General features: G+C 47.2%; 16 protein-coding genes. 1 reads left to right on the top strand and 15 read right to left on the bottom strand.

Translation table 11 applies throughout. The features are described 5' to 3' along the window. Positions 1-16: 16 nt before the first annotated feature. The 7 genes from SB24_RS16110 to hemA all read right to left on the bottom strand — a co-directional run bounded on the left by SB24_RS16110 (position 17) and on the right by hemA (position 8,245). On the bottom strand, positions 17-1,864 hold the full coding sequence (locus SB24_RS16110) for a LysM peptidoglycan-binding domain-containing protein (RefSeq protein ID WP_039254349.1): 1,848 nt from the start codon (positions 1,862-1,864) through the stop codon (positions 17-19). A 132-nt stretch (positions 1,865-1,996) separates the two neighbouring features. Next, entirely contained in the window at positions 1,997-3,286 is a 1,290-nt protein-coding gene (gene hemL, locus SB24_RS16105; protein ID WP_012118112.1) for a glutamate-1-semialdehyde 2,1-aminomutase, read from the bottom strand. Positions 3,287-3,314: 28 nt separating this feature from the next. After that, entirely contained in the window at positions 3,315-4,289 is a 975-nt protein-coding gene (gene hemB / locus SB24_RS16100; RefSeq protein ID WP_099686900.1) for a porphobilinogen synthase, read from the bottom strand. A gap of 5 nt (positions 4,290-4,294) precedes the next feature. Continuing rightward, on the bottom strand, positions 4,295-5,074 hold the full coding sequence (locus SB24_RS16095) for a uroporphyrinogen-III synthase (protein WP_039254346.1): 780 nt from the start codon (positions 5,072-5,074) through the stop codon (positions 4,295-4,297). Further along, positions 5,064-6,005: a hydroxymethylbilane synthase gene (gene hemC, locus SB24_RS16090; RefSeq protein WP_007408155.1), complete on the bottom strand. Its 942-nt coding sequence runs from the start codon at positions 6,003-6,005 to the stop codon at positions 5,064-5,066. The genes SB24_RS16095 and hemC overlap by 11 nt, the downstream gene beginning before the upstream one ends. 34 nt (positions 6,006-6,039) lie before the next feature. Then, positions 6,040-6,870: a cytochrome c biogenesis protein gene (locus SB24_RS16085; protein ID WP_015417935.1), complete on the bottom strand. Its 831-nt coding sequence runs from the start codon at positions 6,868-6,870 to the stop codon at positions 6,040-6,042. Positions 6,871-6,877: 7 nt separating this feature from the next. Continuing rightward, positions 6,878-8,245 carry a glutamyl-tRNA reductase gene (gene hemA, locus SB24_RS16080; RefSeq protein WP_039255073.1) on the bottom strand — a complete coding sequence of 456 codons (1,368 nt, stop codon included), beginning with the start codon at positions 8,243-8,245 and terminating at the stop codon, positions 6,878-6,880. A gap of 194 nt (positions 8,246-8,439) precedes the next feature. On the opposite strand from hemA, the gene SB24_RS16075 reads away from it, so the two are divergent. After that, positions 8,440-8,931 carry a hypothetical protein gene (locus SB24_RS16075; protein ID WP_014305520.1) on the top strand — a complete coding sequence of 164 codons (492 nt, stop codon included), beginning with the start codon at positions 8,440-8,442 and terminating at the stop codon, positions 8,929-8,931. 32 nt (positions 8,932-8,963) lie between these two features. On the opposite strand, the gene yihA is transcribed toward SB24_RS16075, so the two are convergent. From yihA to leuC, 8 genes are all read right to left on the bottom strand, one after another. Next, a complete protein-coding gene (gene yihA / locus SB24_RS16070) occupies positions 8,964-9,551 on the bottom strand; it encodes a ribosome biogenesis GTP-binding protein YihA/YsxC (protein WP_007612895.1) in 588 nt (195 codons plus the stop codon). Continuing rightward, entirely contained in the window at positions 9,548-11,872 is a 2,325-nt protein-coding gene (gene lon / locus SB24_RS16065) for an endopeptidase La (protein ID WP_007612896.1), read from the bottom strand. The genes yihA and lon overlap by 4 nt, the downstream gene beginning before the upstream one ends. Positions 11,873-12,071: 199 nt before the next feature. After that, positions 12,072-13,736 (bottom strand): ATP-dependent protease LonB, encoded by a 1,665-nt coding sequence (gene lonB / locus SB24_RS16060; protein ID WP_039254342.1) that lies wholly within the window; start codon positions 13,734-13,736, stop codon positions 12,072-12,074. Between the two features lie 149 nt (positions 13,737-13,885). Further along, positions 13,886-15,148: an ATP-dependent protease ATP-binding subunit ClpX gene (gene clpX, locus SB24_RS16055; RefSeq protein ID WP_007408149.1), complete on the bottom strand. Its 1,263-nt coding sequence runs from the start codon at positions 15,146-15,148 to the stop codon at positions 13,886-13,888. Positions 15,149-15,419: 271 nt separating this feature from the next. Beyond that, a complete protein-coding gene (gene tig / locus SB24_RS16050; RefSeq protein ID WP_003152618.1) occupies positions 15,420-16,694 on the bottom strand; it encodes a trigger factor in 1,275 nt (424 codons plus the stop codon). 216 nt (positions 16,695-16,910) lie between these two features. Next, positions 16,911-17,915 (bottom strand): DNA damage checkpoint antagonist DdcA, encoded by a 1,005-nt coding sequence (gene ddcA, locus SB24_RS16045; RefSeq protein WP_039254339.1) that lies wholly within the window; start codon positions 17,913-17,915, stop codon positions 16,911-16,913. Between the two features lie 116 nt (positions 17,916-18,031). Continuing rightward, on the bottom strand, positions 18,032-18,631 hold the full coding sequence (gene leuD, locus SB24_RS16040) for a 3-isopropylmalate dehydratase small subunit (protein ID WP_007408146.1): 600 nt from the start codon (positions 18,629-18,631) through the stop codon (positions 18,032-18,034). 15 nt (positions 18,632-18,646) lie between these two features. Further along, on the bottom strand, positions 18,647-20,065 hold the full coding sequence (gene leuC / locus SB24_RS16035) for a 3-isopropylmalate dehydratase large subunit (RefSeq protein ID WP_007408145.1): 1,419 nt from the start codon (positions 20,063-20,065) through the stop codon (positions 18,647-18,649). Between the last annotated feature and the right edge of the window lie 4 nt (positions 20,066-20,069).

Here is a 20,069-nt window from a genome sequence, read left to right as displayed (position 1 = left end):
TACGGCCTCTTTGTGCTTACGCATGGCTGTTATTATATTCAGGTATATACAGAAGCTGACCTTCTTCAAGCTCGTCATCAAACGATAAAGCATTCGTTCTGATGAGCTGCTGGGATGTTATGTCATATCGTTCACACACCCGGTCGATAGTATCTTGCTGCTGTACGATACAAATTTTCATTCTTGAAAACTTTTCTTCTTCCCTTGTAAATAATTTTGTCAAGTAATGAGAGTTGTCATTTTCCTTCTGCTCGGTTCCCGGTGCCGCTTCTTCATTCTTTCTTTCAGACTTAAGCGGCTCAGGCGGTTCAGCTTGCGCCGGCTCCTCAGGCGGCAGTTTGGAAAACTGAAAAGACAAATCGAGAGGCTTCCCGGTTTCCTCCTCCGGCGGCGCCATCTTCCTTACCTCAATTTCGAACCCTACTTCATCCTGAGACTCTTCTTCAAGCAGCTTAGGAGCGCTGTAAAACTCCTCTTCCTGCTGTTCCGGAACGAACTCGCGATAAACGGGCGCCTGCTCTTCTTGAAAAACCGCAGGCTCATCTTCGTCTTCTGCCGCCTCATGATCGCTCTGACGGAGAAGCGGCTCGGCCTCTGGCTGTTTTTCTTTTTGAAGGAAGGGCTGTTCCGCAATTTTTGGTTTTTCTGCATGCGGAGTCAGAGTGAACGCAGGGAAAACCGGCTCGTTATCATCTTTTGGCTCTTCCTGCACTTCTGCTGAATCATCGTCAAATACAGGTTCATTCCTCACAGCCGACATGATTGCAGGCTCCTCAGCTTCTTCCTGCTCTTCTTCGTGTTGGAAGGAAACGGGAGGAGGAGGCTCAGTAAAGGAAACAGGTTTCGGCACCTCTTCCTGCTCCCTCAGAACCGGGGCGGTCTCCTGCTCTTCTTCTTCCCGCTCCCTCAAAATCGGGGCTGCTTCCTGCTCCTCTTCTTCTTCCCGCTCCCTCAAAATCGGGGCTGCTTCCTGTTCTTCTTCTTCCTGCTCCCTCAAAATCGGGGCTGCTTCCTGTTCTTCTTCTTCCTGCTCCCTCAAAATCGGGGCTGCTTCCTGCTCTTCTTCTTCCTGCTCTCTCAGAATCGGGGCTGCTTCCTGCTCTTCTTCTTCCTGCTCTCTCAGAATCGGGGCTGCTTCCTGCTCTTCTTCTTCCCGCTCCCTCAGAATCGGGGCTGCTTCCTGCTCTTCTTCTTCCTGCTCTCTCAGAATCGGGGCAGCTCCCTGCTCTTCTTCCTCCTGCCTGAGTAAAGGCGGGGTTTCTTCCTCGTTCTTCTCGGTTTCTTGTGCTGCTTCTTTTGATACACTCAAAGGTATTTCAGGCTCATGGCGTATCATTAATTCTGGTTCGTTTTCGTCCTCCAAATGATGTCCGGCAAGATTGATCATTTCTTCTCTGGCAAATTCAGGAGCCACGTACAAAGGGATCTCCGGCTCTTTTGGCTCGGATTCCTCAAGCAGCCCTTCAATTGCCAAATCAGCCTGAATGGTTAAGATCCTTGAATCCGTCAGCTGATAATCAAAGGCATCGATAAATACGAAAACATCATTGAGGTGGCTCACTTTATTTTTCGGAATCGTAATATCCACCGGGAAACAATGAATGAGCTCGGCCGTGCCATCCTCCCTCGCCCTCACTTCCTCTACATGCCTCATCTCCCTATCAAGCTCTTCAAAATGACTGCTGTGATCTATGTTGTACTCGCCAGTAAGTTCTAATGATCCTTTAATTGAGACATAATCATTTACTTCCTGCACCCTGATGTCAGGGTCTAATGAAATCGAAAGTAATTCAGAAACTTCCTGTCCTTTTTGGAAACAGATTGATTCTTCAACAGAAAATTGCAATCGGTGATTATGCGGCAAGTTCATATCCTCCTTTCATCTAATCCATACAATTAGATGTCACTAAAGGTGTATGCCGCAATCCGGAAAAATATGATAATGGAGGCATTGAAAAAAGCCGATACAAGTCTTGCTTGCATCGGCTTTTCGGTATCAGCGGCTGATCGCCTGGAACACTTTCTCAGCGGCTTGAATGGTATTTTCAATATCCTCCATTGTATGCGCAGTGGAGAGAAACAATCCTTCAAATTGAGACGGCGGCAGAAATACGCCTGCGTCGGCCATCCCTTTATAATACTTGGCGAACAGCTTTAAATCAGAAGATTTGGCTGCTTCATAGTTAATGACAGGCTCATTTGTGAAAAAGAAGCCGATCATTGAACCCGCCCGGTTAAACGTGTGCGGAATGCCATGTGCTGCAGCTGCTTTTGAAATGCCTTCTTCAAGCATATCGCCTTTTTTCACAAATTCTTGGTAAGATTCAGGTGTGAGCTGCTGTAACGTCTCAAGTCCCGCTGTCATGGCAAGCGGATTTCCTGACAATGTTCCAGCCTGATAGATCGGACCGCTCGGCGCGATTCGTTCCATAATGTCAGCTTTTCCGCCATACGCACCGACAGGAAGACCGCCGCCTATGACTTTGCCGAGACACGTTAAGTCAGGCGTCACGCCGAAATACCCTTGCGCACAGTTATAATCCACGCGAAAACCGGTCATGACCTCATCAAAAATGAGCAGCGCGCCATACTGTTCCGTCATGTCGCGAAGTCCTTGTAAAAAGCCTTCCTGCGGCGGAACAACGCCCATATTGCCTGCTACCGGTTCAACAATGACCCCGGCAATATCTTCACCGTACTCCCGGAATGCGAGTGCAACGCTTTCCAAGTCGTTGTATGGAACGGTAATCGTATTCATTGCTATTCCTTCCGGCACGCCCGGGCTGTCCGGAAGGCCGAGTGTCGCCACTCCGGATCCCGCTTTGATCAGCAGTGAATCACCATGGCCGTGGTAACAGCCTTCGAATTTCAAAATTTTGTTTCGGCCGGTATATCCTCTTGCCAGACGCAGGGCGCTCATTGTCGCCTCTGTGCCGGAGCTGACCATCCGCACGATTTCAACAGACGGCACACGGTCAATGACCAATTTGGCCAGTTCGTTTTCCACCTCAGTAGATGCTCCGAAACTTGTCCCGTTCTCGGCTACTTTTTTCAGGCTTTCAACGACCCGGTCGTTCGTGTGGCCCAAAATGAGCGGCCCCCAGCTCAGGACGTAGTCGATATATTCATTGCCGTCAATATCAAAAATTTTCGATCCTTTTCCGCGCTGCATAAAGATCGGGTCCATATCGACTGATTTAAACGCGCGCACCGGGCTGTTCACTCCGCCCGGCATCAGTTTCTGCGCTTCTTTAAAAGCGGCTTTTGATTTTTCATAGCTTCTCATCTGCCTCAGCTCCCGTCAAATGAAATCGTTACTCAGCAAGCCATCTTGCTGCGTCTTTTGCATGATACGTCATAATCAGATCGGCTCCTGCACGTTTCATGCCCGTTAAAATTTCCAGCACCATTTCTTTTTCTTTAATCCAGCCGTTTTGGGCTGCCGCTTTCACCATGGAATACTCCCCGCTCACATTATATGCGACCAGCGGCAGGTGATGGCGGTTTTTCACATCACGCATAATATCTAAGTATGACATAGACGGTTTGACGATTAAAAAGTCAGCGCCTTCTGCCGCGTCTGATTCAGCCTCACGGAGCGCTTCCAAGCGGTTGGCCGGATCCATCTGATATGTTTTTCGGTCTCCGAACTGCGGCGTGCTGTCAGCCGCGTCGCGGAACGGACCGTAAAATTCACTTGAATATTTCACGGCATAAGACATGATCGGAATATTCGTGAATCCTTCTTTGTCGAGCGCTTCCCTGATCACTGTGACAAAACCGTCCATCATATTTGAAGGAGCGATGATATCAGCGCCGGCTTTGGCCTGACTGACGGCTGTCTGAGCCAGCAGCTCAAGCGACTCGTCATTGAGGATTTCTCCGTCTTTCACGACGCCGCAATGGCCGTGATCCGTGTATTCACAGAGACACGTATCAGCGATGACGATCATTTCAGGATAATGCTTTTTAATTTCAGCAATCCCTTTCTGCACAATGCCGTGATCGTGAAAAGCCTGGGTTCCGCAGGCGTCTTTTTCTTCCGGCACGCCGAAAACGATGACCGACTTAATGCCGAGCGATATCAGCTCAGCCATTTCATCCTTTAACAAATCGAGTGATACATGATAAACCCCCGGCATGGAAGGAACTTCTTTTTTTCCTTCGAGCCCTTCAACGACAAATAACGGGTAAATAAAATCTGAGGGGTGAAGACGTGTTTCTTTTACTAAATCTCTCATCGCAGCGTTCGCGCGCAAACGGCGGTGTCTGTTAAATGTTTGATTCATCATTATCAATCCTTTCCCGACATACTGCACATGACGTCCAGCATGCCTTCAATCGTATAAGTGTCAGGCACATGGGATGAGATCCCGTATTCCAAGAGCGCTTTCTCTGTCAAAGGGCCGATGCTGATATAGCTCGCACCGCTGTTTTCCCACGCTTTTTCTCCGTCTCCGACCGCGTGCATAAACGTATGGACCGCCGATGAGCTGGTAAACGTAATAAAATCAAAATGAGAGCGGGATGCAGCCCGTCTCAGCTCGTCCATGCCTTTTTCATCCTGAATGGTATTGTATAACACCCATTCCCTTATTTGATAGCCAAGCGGCTCAAGCTCCGCTTTTATGACATCGCGTGATAAATTGCCCTTTATCACTGAAATGGGTTCGGCAGCTGATGCGTGCCGTTTTAAAGTATCAGCCAGACATTCCGCCACATACTCGTCAGGCATCGCATCCGTCCGGGCTCCCCGCTCTTTCAGGGCGCGCGCAGTCTTTTCACCGACGGCTGCGATTTTTTTCCGTCCCGAAAGCGCAAGAGCGTGACGATCAAGATAGGAAAAAAAGAACCGGACACCGTTTACGCTTGTAAACACAAGCCATCCCGGCTCAGAAAGGTCTTTCCGCAGACTGTCCGCACATTCATCCGGGAGCGCTTCCTGAAAAGCGATCAGCGAAGCGGAAACAGCCGTTCCGCCGAGCGCCTCCACTTTTTTTCGGAACGGTGCGGCCTGTCTTTTGTTCCGAGTGACAAGCACGGTCTTTCCTTGTAAAGGAAGGTCATTTGCCATCCTGATCGAGCTCCTGTTTCACGCTGTCGATTAGTGCTTTGGCTCCTTTTTCAGACATCATCGCCGCACAGCGTTTCCCGATTTCTTCCGGATCATGTCCCGCCGCTGTTTCTTTATAAATCGTCTTTCCGTCCGGAGACGCGACAAGACCGACCAATTCAACCTCATCCCGGTCATTGACGGACGCATACCCGGCTATCGGCACTTGGCAGCCGCCTTCCATCGCGTGTAAGAAAGCCCGTTCGGCTGCCACCGTGCGCTGCGTATACTCATCGGTAAATTGCGCAAACAGCTTCAAAAGCTCCTCATCCGACTCTCTGCATTCAATGGCAAGAGCGCCTTGGCCGACCGCAGGCAGACAGCGGTCCGGTTCGAGAAATTCAGATACGACATCATCTTTCCAGCCCATTCTCGAAAGTCCCGCAGCCGCTAAAATAATAGCATCGTAATCTTCCGTTTCAAGCTTTTGAAGTCTCGTATCAATATTGCCTCTGATCCACTTAATTGTAAGATCTGGGCGTTCAGCAAGAATCTGGGCGCTTCTTCTTAAACTGCTGGTGCCGATGATGCCTCCTTCTTTTATGTCGTCCAGCTTTTGATGCCCCTTTGAAATCAGCGCATCACGCGGATCCTCACGTTTCGGTATGCAGCCTATGACAAGACCCTCGGGCAAAACGGCGGGCATGTCTTTCATGCTGTGAACCGCCATATCAATCTCCTGATGCAGCAGCGCCTGTTCAATCTCTTTGACAAACAAACCTTTGCCGCCCACTTTTGACAGTGTAACATCAAGGATGCGGTCGCCTTTTGTGACAATCTCCCGGATTTCAAAGTTATAGGAAGGGTTCAATTCCTTCAGTTTGTTAATCACCCATTTTGTCTGGGTCATAGCCAGTTTGCTCCGTCTGGAACCTACCTTAATCGTTCTCATTTTCTTTCCTCCCGAATCTGTTTGGGCGCGTGCGTTAACTGAACCAATGGAATTGCGACAGGCTTCCGAGCAGGAAGTAATTAATCATCAGCACGAGAAAACATGCTGAATTCCATAACGCCGCCACTTTTCCCTGCAGTTCCTTAATCAATCTGATATATAAATAGTAGCTGTATAAAAGCAGCACAATAAACGAGCCGAGCACTTTTGAATCAAACCAGTACAGCGTTTCCAGCGACACATACGCCCAGATCACGCCTAATATCAGGCTCAACAGCAGCATCGGAACCCCGATGACATTTAAAACGTAAGCCATATAATCAAGTTTTGACAAATCTTCAATTCTCAACAGCCATTTTCCCCATTTTTTCTTCTTTAATAAAGAATATTGAAACTGATAAAGAAGCGAAAAGACAAAAGAAAGGGAAAAAGCGCCGTAAGACAGAATCGCCATTGTAATATGAATGACCAAAAGCTCTGAGACCAGCTGGCCGGAAAAAGCGGCCGAATGCTGATCCGTCGGTGAAAACGTATGGATCGCAATCATCGAGAAACCGATGACATTCGTGAAAAACACGATAAAATCAACGCGCAGAATCTGCGTGACCACAAGTGAGAGCGTGACAAGCACCCACGCATAAAAGTAAAGGGCCTCCGTAATATTCAAGACCGGAAATCTGCCCGTCTGCCACATAAAATAAGAAAGATAGACGGTTTGCAGAGTCCAGACAATAGAAAGCAACCAGAAGGCCATTTTCCCAGCCTTCCGGTTGTGTTGAAGAAAATCTATAAAGTAAAAAAGGACGCTTACTGCATAAATAACAATTGTCGCTTCATTAAGTCTTGCCATTGCTGTATCAATCATACAGCCCTCACTCACTTACAAGCGGACGTAAGCCCGTTTTTGCTTCTGCCTTTTGAAACGAATGAACCGTCTGGCGGTTATCCAGGCTTTTGTCCAGCTGGCGGCCGGCCTCTTCCTCAATATCGAAAATCTGCATAAACAGCTTCAGCTTTTCATCTGAATCCGCTTCAGCCGCAAGCTCTTTCGCTTTCAGAATCGGGTCGCGCAGCATTTGGTTAATGATGCTTTTCGTATGTTTGCTGAGAAGTTTTTTCTCTCTTACCGTCAGATGAGGCAGCTTGCGCTCAATGCTCTGCATCGTATCGGACTGGATGGACAGCGCCTTTTCACGCAGCGCCGAAATGACCGGCACGACGCCGAGCGTATTAAGCCACTGCTTAAACTCAACAATTGCCGCTTCAATAAACAGCTCGACTTTTTCAGCGATTTCACGGCGTTCTTGTAAGTTGGCTTCAACGATTCCTTCAAGGTCATCAATATCATACAGAAAAACACCTTCAAGATCGTTCAGCGCCGGATCGAGGTCCCTCGGCACAGCGATATCCACCATAAATAACGGGCGGCCTTTCCGCTGTCTGCCCGCTCTCTCCATCATTTCTTTAGACACGACGAAATCACTTGCGCCTGTCGAACTGATTAAAATATCAGCTTCAGCAAGTGCATGTTCAAGCTGATTTAAGCTGCGCGCTTCTCCGGAGAAACGGTCAGCAAGCGCTTTTGCCTTCAAAAACGTTCTGTTGATGACCGTTACTTTGCCGATACCCTGACCGTGCAGGTTTTCTGCGGCGAGCTCGCCCATTTTTCCCGCACCGAGAATCAAAATGTGCTTATTTGACAATGAGCCGAAGATTTTTTTCGCGAGTTCAACGGCGGCGTAACTGACGGAAACGGCATTGGCGCCGATATCGGTTTCAGCATGCGTGCGTTTGCCGACGGTCACCGCCTGTTTAAACAGCTCATTGAAAATGGTGCCGATCGTCTTTTCTGCCTGCGCCGTTTTAAAGCTTGAGCGGACCTGGCCGAGTATTTGCGTTTCTCCGATGACCATGGAATCCAAGCCGCATGCCACACGGAATAAATGCTCGATCGCCGCGTCGCTCTCATAAAATTTCAGAAACGGAGACAGCTCTTCTTTCGGCAGCGAGAACCATTCGGATAAAAATGTTTTTATATAATAACGGCCGGTATGAAGCTGGTCGACCACCGCATATATTTCGGTGCGGTTGCAGGTTGACACGATAATGTTTTCAAGAACGCTTTTTTCTTCTTTTAAACGAAGCATCGCTTCTGCAAGCTCATCCGGCTGAAAACTTATTTTTTCGCGTATTTCAATAGGGGCGGATTTATAATCTACTCCCACAACAAGAATATGCATCGCTTTCATGCACCCCCGTACATCGCAATTTATTTATAATCATTCTAACATAGAATTTATTATTTATAATAATTATAACATAGTTTCTTCGGGAAAATGTGAACAGATTTCAAAAATGTTATGCTATAGTATAAAAAGCTCGTTTCCACTGTAATCATCATACTAAAAATCCTTTACTGCGGGTAGGTGACAGGATGAAAAAAACATCAATTTTATTACCGGGACTTCTGCTTGCCGCTTCATTATTCGCATGGCTTCAGAGCGGACAGGTTCACCTGTTTGCGAATCAGGGGGAATGGCCGGTGCTCCTTATGCTTTTGGGTGCCGTGCTCTTGTATCAGGGCAAAAAGGAAGCGGCCGGGCCTCACGTCCTGATCGGCATGCTTCTTTTCGGCATAGGTTTACACTTTTTCGCCAAACCTGAGCTCTCATGGTGGCCGGGAGATTTTGAAATGATTCTCTTCGTCTTCGGATTCTCCTTATTTGCGGCAGCCAGAAAAGAATATGTATACGAAGCGGCTGCCATGATTGGTTTTTCCCTCTTTTTATACTTCTTTAAACAAATTACGGCGTGGCTGGAGTCCGTCCATATTCCGACGGAACACTTCAAAACATACTGGCCGTATGTTTTCATCGGCATCAGCCTTTTATTATTGTTTATCAAGCGGAACAAAACTATACGATAAAACCCAAAACGCACTGCGTTTTGGGTTTTTCATTACCGGCTGATCATTTTTTTAATGGCTCCCCATGCTTCATCTTTGCCTTTTTTCGTTTCAGAGGAAAATAAAATCAGCTCATCTTCAGGATCCATATCAAGCGTCTGTTTGACAACCTTTAAGTGCTTGTCCCATTTTCCTTTTGGAATCTTATCCGCTTTTGTCGCGATAACGATGACGGGAATGCCGTAATACTTCAGGAATTCATACATGTTCACGTCTTCAGCAGACGGCGCGTGCCTGAGGTCGACAATCTGCACGCAGGCTTTCAGCTCTTCGCGGGTCGTCATATAGGTTTCAATCATTCTTCCCCATGCTTCCCGCTCGCTTTTGGAAACTTTCGCAAATCCGTACCCGGGAACGTCGACAAAATGCAATTCATCATTGATGATGTAAAAGTTTAAGGTCTGTGTTTTCCCCGGTTTTGATGACGTTCTGGCCAAGTTTTTCCGATTGATTAATGAATTGATAAAAGATGACTTTCCTACATTTGATCTTCCCGCCAGCGCGATTTCCGGAAGCCCCCCATTAGGGTACTGTTCAGGTTTGACCGCGCTGATCACGATTTCTGACTTTGTGACTTTCATTTCTTCTCTCCTACTAAGGCATGTTCCAAAACGTCATCCAGGTGAGAAACGAATATAAACTTCAGTCCTTCTCTGACGCTTTCTGGAATATCCTCTATATCTTTTTCGTTATCTTTAGGCGCAATAATAGTGGTCAGGCCCGCTCTGTGCGCGCCGAGCGCCTTTTCTTTCAGTCCGCCGATCGGAAGCACGCGGCCCCGCAGCGTGATTTCTCCCGTCATACCGACTTCGCGTTTTACCGCACGGTCCGTTAATGCTGAAACGAGCGCCGTGGCCATCGTAATTCCGGCAGAAGGGCCGTCTTTCGGCACCGCTCCTTCAGGGACATGGATATGAATGTCATACTTCTCATGGAATTTCGGATCGATTCCGAACTGTTCCGCTTTCGAGCGGACATAACTGAAAGCGGCCTGCGCTGATTCCCGCATGACATCTCCAAGCTTCCCGGTCAGAATCAGCTTTCCTTTTCCCGGTGACAATGACACTTCGATTGACAGCGTATCTCCGCCGACCGTCGTATACGCAAGCCCCGTGACAACCCCGATTTGATCTTCAGTTTCCGCCTGTCCGTATCTGAATATCCGTTTTCCGAGATAGTCGGCCAGATTTTTCTCTGTAACGGTAATGCGTTTTCTCTCCTCAGACACAATGGCTTTTGCAGCCTTTCGGCAAATGGCGGCAATCTGGCGTTCAAGCGTTCTCACGCCGGCTTCCCTCGTGTAGTAGCGGATGATATCCGTAATCGCCTGGTCCCGAATCTGCAGGTTGCTCTTTGTGAGCCCGTGCTCTTTGATTTGTTTCGGAAGCAGGTGGTCCTTCACGATCTCCAGCTTTTCGTTTTCAGTATAGCCTGACAGGCTGATAATCTCCATTCTGTCTCTGAGAGGGCCCGGGATGGAAGCAAGGTTATTCGCAGTCGCGATAAACAGCACTTTCGATAAATCGAACGTCTCTTCAATATAGTGGTCGCTGAATGTGCTGTTTTGTTCCGGATCCAGCACCTCAAGCATCGCCGAAGACGGATCGCCTCTGAAATCAGACGACATTTTGTCGATCTCATCCAGGAGAAAAACCGGATTTTGTTTGCCGGCTTTTTTCATCCCCTGTATAATACGGCCCGGCATCGCTCCGACGTATGTACGCCGGTGCCCGCGGATTTCAGACTCATCGCGCACTCCGCCCAGTGAAATTCTCACAAAACGGCGCCCCATGCTCGTACTGATTGATTTTGCAAGAGATGTTTTGCCGACTCCCGGAGGTCCGGCCAGACAAAGAATCGGCCCTTTCAGCGTTTTCGTCAGCTGTTTCACGGCCAAATACTCCAAAATCCGCTCTTTCACTTTCTCTAAGCCGTGGTGCTCTTTATCTAAGATTTCCCCGGCTTTTTTAATATCAAGTTTATCTTCTGTTTCATCCGACCACGGAAGGGCGATGAGCCAGTCGATATAGTTGCGGATAACAGAGCTTTCCGCTGAGCTTGACGGCACTTTTTCGTAACGGCTTAATTCCTTAAGCGCCGTTTCTTTGACACGCTCGGGCATGCCTGCTTCTTCTATCTTTTCCGTGAGCGACTGAACTTCGCCGGTTTTCCCTTCTTTGTCGCCAAGCTCCTTCTGAATGGCTTTCATCTGTTCACGCAAGTAGTATTCCTTTTGAGTGCGTTCCATCGAACGTTTGACGCGCTGACCGATTTTTTTCTCAATCTCCAGCACTTCTTTTTCATTATGAATGGAACGGATGACCTTATTCAGACGTTCTTTAATATCCGCCGTTTCTAAAATGTCCTGCTTGTCCTTTAATTTCAGCGGGAGATGAGAAGCGACGATATCCGCCATTCTGCCGGGCTCTTCAATATCAGTCACAGCCGCATACGTTTCTGCGGAGATTTTTTTAGAAATTTTTATGTACTGGTCAAAATGGTCCAGCAGCGTCCGCATAAGCGCTTCGTCTTCCACGTCTTTTGAATCATCCTCATGCATCAGCTGTATATCGACCGAAGTATAATCTTCGAGCTCGGTGTATTCAAGGATCTGCGCCCGCTGAATTCCTTCTACAAGCACTCTGATCGTACCGTTGGGCAGCTTCAGCATCTGTTTAATTTTTGTATAAGTGCCGACGGCGAAAATATCCTCTTCACCCGGTTCGTCTATCGAAATATCCTGCTGAGTGGCTAAAAAAATCATATGATCATGCATCATTGCCTGTTCAAGAGCCTGAACCGACTTGTCACGGCCTACATCTAAATGTAAAACCATTGTCGGGTATACCAATAAGCCTCTTAAAGGGAGGAGCGGGATGCTGCGTTTTGTATCTTCTGCCATGTGACTGACACCTCCGTGACTTTAGTATGAACCATTATAATACAACTTTTTCATCGTTGTACAATTCCGGGATCGGGCTTTAATCGGCTTATCCGCCTGCCCTGTATATAAAACAGTCTCTTCGTAGTATACCCTTTCTTTCTGTTCTGAAAAAGGAAAAGATGTCCTCCATAAAAAAACCCCATTATAAAAATGGGGTTTATACGGATTCTTTATTCATTTGGATATCAAACGGTTTTTGTTCTGAAGGAGGGTCAACCAATATGACGTCCAGCACTTCCTGGAACGTTTTTACCGCTTTAATGGTGATTCCGTCTATTCGTTTCAGAATGGACTGCTGATTTTCATATGGGATAATGACCGTTTTTGCTCCGGCCTGTTTTGCGGCTTTAATTTTCGGAATGACGCCGCCGATCGGTTTGACAAGCCCCGTCAGGCTGATTTCTCCCGTCATCGCCACCGTATGGTCGATCGGGATGCGGTGAATCGCGGAAAAAATCCCCGCGGCCATTGCGATACCTGCTGAAGGTCCGTCAATCGGGCCTCCGCCCGGAAAATTGACGTGAATGTCATAGTCTGATGGTTTGATGCCCATTGTGCGCAGAACCGTCAGAACATTTTCCACAGATCCCTTCGCCATGCTTTTGCGGCGGATCGACTTCGATTGGCTGCCGATGCTTTCTTCCTCTGCAATTCCCGTGATATTCAGGCTTCCTTTGCCTTTGTCCTGCGCAGGCGTGACATTCACTTCGATTTCCAGCAATGCGCCGCTGTTCGGCCCGTAGACGGCAAGTCCGTTCACGATGCCGACTTGCGGTTCATCGGCGATTTTCTGCTCATTTTTAGGTGTAAGCTGACTGGAATGCACAACCCATTCTATATCTTCTGTCGTAATTTCTTTTCTGTCCTCAGTCACCGCCATGCCGGCGGCGATCTGGATCATATTGACGGCTTCACGTCCGTTTCTCGTATATGTGGTCAGCACACTGAGAGCTTCGTCAGAAATCTCTTTCTGAATTTTGTCGGCTGCTTTTTTCGCAACGATTTTAAGTTCATCCTTTTCCAGCTCGCGGAAAAATACTTCAAGACAGCGCGAACGGATGGCCGGCGGAATTTCATTCGGCATTCTCGTTGTCGCTCCGATCAAACGGAAATCTGCCGGAAGCCCATTTTGAAAAATATCATGAATGTGATTCGGTATTTGCGTATTTTCTTCACTGTAATACGCACTGTCTAAAAATACTTTTCGATCTTCAAGCACCTTCAGCATTTTATTCATCTGAATCGGGTGAAGCTCGCCGATTTCATCAATAAACAATACCCCGCCGTGAGCATGGGTCACAGCCCCCTGTTTCGGCTGCGGAATGCCTGCTTGGCCCATCGCACCCGCTCCCTGATAAATCGGATCATGCACTGAACCGATAAGCGGATCGGCAATCCCCCGTTCATCAAATCGCGCGGTCGTCGCATCAAGTTCAACAAATACAGCCTGCTTTTGAAACGGTGACTGTTTATGTTTTTTCGCTTCTTCCAATACCAGCCGCGCCGCAGCCGTTTTTCCGACTCCCGGAGGACCGTAAATAATGACGTGCTGCGGGTTCGGTCCGCAAAGCGCTGCTTTTAACGCTTTAATTCCGTCTTCCTGGCCGACAATGTCCTGAAAGCTTTTCGGCCGCACCTTTTCTGATAAAGGTTCTGATAAACTGATGGCGCGCATTTTGCGCAGCTGTTCCATTTCTTTTTTTGATTCTTTATCTATCGTCACTTTTTGTGTACGCTGGTTTTTGAGCAAATTCCAAAAATATAATCCGATGACTATCCCGAAAAACAGCTGTACAAATAATGCGATCCCTGTCCAACTCATGCTGGTCCCTCCTGAAAAAACGATTTATGTATCCAATTCATTCCTCTGTCCGCTAGTATCTCCCAGCAAAGCCCGGAATAAACATTTTCAGAAGGGTCAGGACAAGAAAAAAACCTCCTGATCAATTCGAGTCAGGAGGTTTTGTCATGTTATGCTGATGTTTTATCTTGGCCGACAACTGTGCCGTCTTTTAATACAAGACGCGGTGCTTCACCGTCTGCGACTGTCGCTCCGGTAATGACACATTTTTCGATATCATCGCGGGACGGCAGATCAAACATGACGTCAAGCATGATGCCTTCAATGATAGAACGCAGGCCGCGTGCGCCTGTTTTACGCTCGATCGCTTTTTTCGCAATTTCAGATAATGCCTCGTCTTCAAATTCAAGCTCGACATCATCAAGTTCTAACATTTTCTTGTATTGTTTGACGAGTGCGTTTTTCGGTTTAGTCAGAATTTCAACCAGTGCCGTTTCGTCAAGCTGCTCAAGGCTTGCAATGACAGGAAGACGGCCGATGAATTCAGGAATCAGACCGAAACGGAGCAAGTCTTCAGGAAGAACTTTAGAAAGCAGTTCTTCTTTTTCCAGGTCTGCCGCTTTATTATCAGAGCCGAAGCCGATGACTTTTTGTCCGAGACGGCGTTTGATGATTTGTTCGATGCCGTCAAATGCACCGCCGCAAATGAACAGGATGTTCGTCGTATCGATCTGGATGAATTCCTGATGAGGATGTTTGCGTCCTCCTTGAGGCGGCACGCTTGCAACCGTTCCTTCAAGAATTTTCAGCAGCGCCTGCTGAACGCCTTCGCCTGATACGTCACGTGTAATGGACGGGTTTTCAGATTTTCGCGCTACTTTATCGATTTCATCGATATAAATAATACCTTTTTCTGCTTTTTCCACATCATAGTCTGCTGCCTGAATCAGCTTGAGGAGGATGTTTTCTACGTCCTCACCGACATATCCGGCTTCAGTCAGAGATGTAGCGTCCGCGATCGCAAACGGCACGTTCAGAATACGCGCAAGCGTCTGGGCAAGAAGTGTTTTCCCGCTTCCAGTCGGTCCGATTAAAGAAATATTACTTTTAGAAAGCTCGACATCATCCACTTTACTGTTGGAGTTGATGCGTTTGTAATGGTTGTATACCGCAACCGCAAGTGATTTCTTCGCCTGATCCTGTCCGATGACATATTCATTCAGAATCTCACGGATTTCCTGCGGCTTCGGAACGTCTTTAAATTCGACTTCTTCTTCTGTACCAAGCTCTTCCTCTACGATTTCTGTACAGAGCTCAATACATTCGTCGCATATATATACACCCGGTCCTGCAACCAGCTTACGAACCTGATCTTGCGTTTTTCCGCAGAACGAGCATTTCAATTGTCCTTTTTCCTCGTTGAATTTAAACATTCTTTCACCCCTTAATCTTGTCTCACTTTTTCTTTTACCTGAAGGGCAAAAGAAAACGGTTCTTGCTACGATCGAGTATGTATTGCATTTTACCATACTTTCCAGTAAGACGGTAACAATGTGTTTCGCACTTGCACATTCTATATGTATGACGAAAAACAGCCCGGCAATGACTATCTTGCCCCAAGAAAAAGAGTTATATCATAATTGTACAAAACAAGGCACGAATTAATCGCGCCCTGTTTTATTATGTCTATTATTATGAACCATATTAACGGTTTTCTACAAGAAAATCAATTGCTTTTCGAACTTTTAAATCTTCTTTCATCGCGTCAGTTGAACCGATTGCCTGCTTAATGTTTTCAACCGGCATGTTGTAAGCTTCAGCCATTTTAGTCAGCTCAGCTTCAACTTCTTCGTCCGTTACTTCAAGGTTTTCTGCTTGAGCGATCGCTTCAAGAGTCAGGTTTGATTTTACGCGTTTTGCGGCATCTTCTTTCATTTGCTCTTTTAACGCGTTTTCGTCTTGGCCTGAGAATTGAGTGTAAAGCTCAAGGTTCATGCCTTGCATTTGCAGACGCTGTTCGAATTCTTTCAGCATGCGGTCAAGCTCAGTGTCGATCATCGCTTGAGGAACATCAGCTTCAGCGTTTTCAGATGCTTTCAGAACAAGCTCTTCACGCAATTTAGCGTCAGCTTCGTTTTCTTTTGCTTCTTCAAGGCGTTTTTTTGTTTTCTCAGTTAATTCAGCAAGCGTTTCAACTTCTTCGTCAATGTCTTTTGCGAATTCGTCGTTAAGCTCAGGAAGCTCTTTCGCTTTGATTTCATGAATTTTCACTTTGAAAACAGCTGGTTTTCCGGCAAGCTCTTCAGCGTGGTACTCTTCAGGGAATGTTACTTCAACATCCTTTTCAGCGCCTGCTTCAAGGCCTGTTAACTGCTCTTCGAAGCCCGGGATGAATGAACCTGATCCTACTTCAAGTGAGTAGTTCTCAGCTTTTCCGCCTTCAAACGCTTCGCCGTCAACGAAACCTTCGAAGTCAAGAACGACTGTATCGCCGTTTTCAACAGCGCCTTCTTCTTTCACGACAAGCTCAGCCTGACGCTCTTGAAGAGCTTTAAGTTCGTTTTGTACATCTTCGTCAGTAACGGCAGTGTCATCTTTTTCGATTCCTAAGCCTTTGTAATCGCCAAGTTTAACTTCCGGTTTTACAGTCACTTTTGCAGTAAAAATCAAGCTTTCGCCTTTTTCGATTTTTTCAACATCGATTTCAGGGCGGTCTACAGGCTCAATGCCGGCTTCTTCAACCGCTTTAGGGTATTCTACAGGAAGTAAAATATCTAAAGCATCCTGGTAAAGAGCTTCAACGCCGAAACGCTGTTCGAATAAACCGCGGGGAACTTTCCCTTTGCGGAATCCAGGAATAGAAACCTGTTTTACTACTTTTTTAAATGCATCATCAAGAGCTGTTTTGAACGTATCCGCATCAACTTCAACCGTTAATACGCCTTCGTTGCCTTCTTGTTTTTCCCATTTTACAGACATGTGTTTCCCTCCAAAAATCTATTCAGGTTGTGTCGGTCTTCCATTCTAAAGCAATCCGCGGCTTTGTCAAAGAAAAAACCGCTTTGAATCAGAATCATTATGTAATGAACTGGCAGCCTGTCCAACCGTAATTCTCATTTCAGTTAAACCGCTATACATAAATACAACCACTATATTATAACATAACGCCTACCGCTTTCAACTATATGGTGTGATTTACAAATAAGAAATTTCTTCAATATCCTTAATCATCGTGCAGGTTTCTTCAAGTTCGCGGCTGTCAAACTCGTACATCATATGAAGTTCCTCCGGCTCAATGTCAATGCCGTGCATCTCGTAACCGACCTTATGAAGCGCCGCCGCCCATAAATCTGCGTTCAAAAACTTCGGCATAAAAGGGTGCAGAACGTACAGATGCCTTCTCCACAGCTCCTCGACGGCAGCGTATAATGTAGGGTTTTCATTGCCGAGCGTTTCATCAAGCACCCGGAGAACGCGATGCAAAATCGGAGCCGCATCAGGCTGAACCGTTTCACTCGGAACCGCGGTCATTGAATCGCCGAATTTTGTAATATGGACCGGCTTGCTGTAGTCATGCTCCGCCATCAGCGTCAAAATCATCGTCTTGATAAGAGGATGCGCGCCTGGATCTTGAAGAATCGTTTTTAAGAGACCCGTGTATTTTGCAATATTGCGGTCTTTGAGAGAATGAATCAGATTCATTTGTTCAGCGGGGCTGTTCAGCACTTTTTCCGCATCAAGAATGTCCTCGTATTCCTCCTCCCACGCTTCATCCTGCTGGTCGGGATCGGTCATTTTGCGGCTGAATTCGAGCAGCCGGTAGAATTGCTCCGCACTTTCTGCGGGCAGCTGGTTTTCTTCCAGCACAGCTTCAATTGTGCTTTTGACTTCTTCATATTGTTTCAGCTGAATTAAAATGGTCATGTACACCTGCAGTACGGTGAAATAATGGCCGTACCCTTCATTCAGCATTTTCTCGCAAACTTGTTTTGCTTCTTCCAATTCCCCGAGTTCCAGAAAACAAATCGCCATGCCTAAATGTACGTCGGACTCGGTATCGCCGTGGCTTACCGCCTCTGAGAACAGTTCGAGGGCCTCCTGATACTGTTTATCCTTCATGGCGGCCATCCCTTTATCAACCAAGCGTTCTTTCAGACGGGGGAAAGGAATGATATCAGCTTTTTTCTTGTCATGCGTCATACTTTATTTCCTTTCAGGCGCTATTTTTTTCAAGTGTATCAACACGCGTCAGGAAACACAAGAAAGGATGGTGCGCACGGTAAAAAAAACCGCCGGACAGATCCGGTCGGCTTTTTTCAGGCTTGAAGCCAAGAACTTCTTTTCGATTCAAACTGCTGAATGTCGTCCTCCAGCAGAAGCGTTAATGAAATTTCATCATAGCCGTTTATCAGCATTTCCTTCCAGTGAGGATCGACTTCAAATGAAATCTCTTTTCCTTCACTGTCGTGAATGAGCTGGTTTTCCAAATCAACCGTCATGTTAAGAGACTGATTTTCATATTGACCGGCGAGTTTTTTCCACTGATCATACGGCATACGGATGGGAAGCATACCGTTTTTAAAACAGTTTTGATGAAAAATATCGGCAAATGACGGAGCAATGATGATTTTGAAGCCGTAATCATCCAGCGCCCAAGGAGCGTGCTCACGGGATGATCCGCAGCCGAAATTCTCTCCGGCAATTAATATGGACGCGCCTTCATAGACTTTGCGGTTTAATTCAAATTCAGGATCAGGCTCACCGTTCTCAAGGTATCTCCAATCAAAAAACGCGAATCTGCCGTATCCTGTTCTTTCAATTCTTTTCAAAAACTGTTTCGGAATAATCTGGTCCGTATCGACGTTGATCCGGTTTAAGACGGCCGCTTTTCCCGTATGCGTTTTTAAAGGTTCCATCTTTTCGCGCACTCCTTACACAACTGTTTTTTCTTGATAAAACTTTCTTACATCGACGAAATGCCCGTGAATGGCCGCCATTGCTGCCATCGCCGGACTGACAAGGTGTGTTCTCGCGCCTTTTCCCTGTCTGCCTTCGAAGTTGCGGTTGGAAGTGGAAGCGCATCGTTCCCCTTCAGGCACGACATCATTGTTCATACTGAGGCACATGCTGCAGCCTGATTCTCTCCATTCAAATCCGGCCTCGAGAAACACGCGGTGCAGCCCTTCTTCTTCGGCCTGCTGTTTCACGCTTTGAGAACCCGGGACCACAATGGCTCTGACGCTGTCAGCGACTTTTCGGCCTTTGATCATATCCGCAGCCTGGCGAAGATCGGTCATCCGCGAATTTGTACAGGAGCCGATAAACACATGCTCGACTTTAATATCTTCAATTTTTTGATTCGGTGAGATTCCCATGTATTCGTACGCGCGGATGGCTTCTTTTTTACCGTCTTCAGAATCAATCGTTTCCGGCGCCGGTATTTGGGCATCGACCGGAAGAACCATGCCGGGATTGACGCCCCATGTTACCATTGGAGAAATCTCGCTGCCGTCTAGTACGATGGAATGATCGTATACGGCACCCGGATCGGTTTTTAACGCTTTCCATTCTGCGGCGGCTTTTTCAAATTCCTCGCCTTTTGGCGCGTATTTACGGTTTTTACAATATTCAATCGTCGTGTCATCCGGAGCGATCAGTCCCGCCCGGGCTCCCGCTTCTATTGACATATTGCAGACGGTCATGCGTTCGTCCATAGACATGTTTCTGAATACTTCCCCGGTGTATTCAATGACATATCCGGTACCGAATTTCACCCCGTATTTTCCGATGACCGACAAGATGACATCCTTCGCGGTCACTCCTTTTTGGAGCGTTCCGTCAACGCGGATTTCAAGCGTTTTCGGCCGCTGCTGCCATAGTGTCTGAGTGGAAAGAACATGTTCCACCTCACTTGTGCCGATACCGAAGGCAAGCGCCCCGAATGCGCCGTGAGTCGATGTATGGCTGTCTCCGCAAACGATCGTTTTCCCCGGTAGTGTCAGACCAAGCTCAGGTCCGACTACGTGAACGATTCCCTGGTCTGCGCTGTGAAGATCCGCAAGACGGACGCCAAACTCCTCACAATTCCGTTCAAGCGCGGTTACTTGGCGCTTTGCGACTTCATCTTTAATGTCAAAACGGTTGACGGTCGGAATATTGTGGTCCATCGTTGCGAATGTGTTCTGCGGCCGTCTGACCTTTCTTCCCTTCTGCCTTAACCCTTCGAACGCCTGAGGAGACGTCACCTCATGAATGAGGTGCAGATCAATATAGAGAAGGTCGGGTTTTCCTTCACCGCTTTTTACAACATGCCGATCCCAAATCTTTTCGATGATTGTTCGAGGCATCATCTTT

Origin of the sequence: Bacillus sp. Pc3 (assembly GCF_000815145.1) — a bacterium.
In the GTDB taxonomy this organism is placed as follows: Bacteria; Bacillota; Bacilli; order Bacillales; family Bacillaceae; genus Bacillus; species Bacillus velezensis.
This window is presented reverse-complemented; position numbering and strand designations above follow the sequence as displayed.

Excerpts from the sequence above, each read along its gene's own strand:
- hemL (WP_012118112.1), bottom strand. The coding sequence starts at position 3,286 with ATGAGAAGCTATGAAAAATCAAAAGCCGCTTTTAAAGAAGCGCAGAAA.
- hemB (WP_099686900.1), bottom strand. The coding sequence starts at position 4,289 with ATGAATCAAACATTTAACAGACACCGCCGTTTGCGCGCGAACGCTGCG.
- SB24_RS16095 (WP_039254346.1), bottom strand. The coding sequence starts at position 5,074 with ATGGCAAATGACCTTCCTTTACAAGGAAAGACCGTGCTTGTCACTCGG.
- hemC (WP_007408155.1), bottom strand. The coding sequence starts at position 6,005 with ATGAGAACGATTAAGGTAGGTTCCAGACGGAGCAAACTGGCTATGACC.
- SB24_RS16085 (WP_015417935.1), bottom strand. The coding sequence starts at position 6,870 with ATGATTGATACAGCAATGGCAAGACTTAATGAAGCGACAATTGTTATT.
- hemA (WP_039255073.1), bottom strand. The coding sequence starts at position 8,245 with ATGCATATTCTTGTTGTGGGAGTAGATTATAAATCCGCCCCTATTGAA.
- SB24_RS16075 (WP_014305520.1), top strand. The coding sequence starts at position 8,440 with ATGAAAAAAACATCAATTTTATTACCGGGACTTCTGCTTGCCGCTTCA.
- yihA (WP_007612895.1), bottom strand. The coding sequence starts at position 9,551 with ATGAAAGTCACAAAGTCAGAAATCGTGATCAGCGCGGTCAAACCTGAA.
- lon (WP_007612896.1), bottom strand. The coding sequence starts at position 11,872 with ATGGCAGAAGATACAAAACGCAGCATCCCGCTCCTCCCTTTAAGAGGC.
- lonB (WP_039254342.1), bottom strand. The coding sequence starts at position 13,736 with ATGAGTTGGACAGGGATCGCATTATTTGTACAGCTGTTTTTCGGGATA.
- clpX (WP_007408149.1), bottom strand. The coding sequence starts at position 15,148 with ATGTTTAAATTCAACGAGGAAAAAGGACAATTGAAATGCTCGTTCTGC.
- tig (WP_003152618.1), bottom strand. The coding sequence starts at position 16,694 with ATGTCTGTAAAATGGGAAAAACAAGAAGGCAACGAAGGCGTATTAACG.
- ddcA (WP_039254339.1), bottom strand. The coding sequence starts at position 17,915 with ATGACGCATGACAAGAAAAAAGCTGATATCATTCCTTTCCCCCGTCTG.
- leuD (WP_007408146.1), bottom strand. The coding sequence starts at position 18,631 with ATGGAACCTTTAAAAACGCATACGGGAAAAGCGGCCGTCTTAAACCGG.
- leuC (WP_007408145.1), bottom strand. The coding sequence starts at position 20,065 with ATGATGCCTCGAACAATCATCGAAAAGATTTGGGATCGGCATGTTGTA.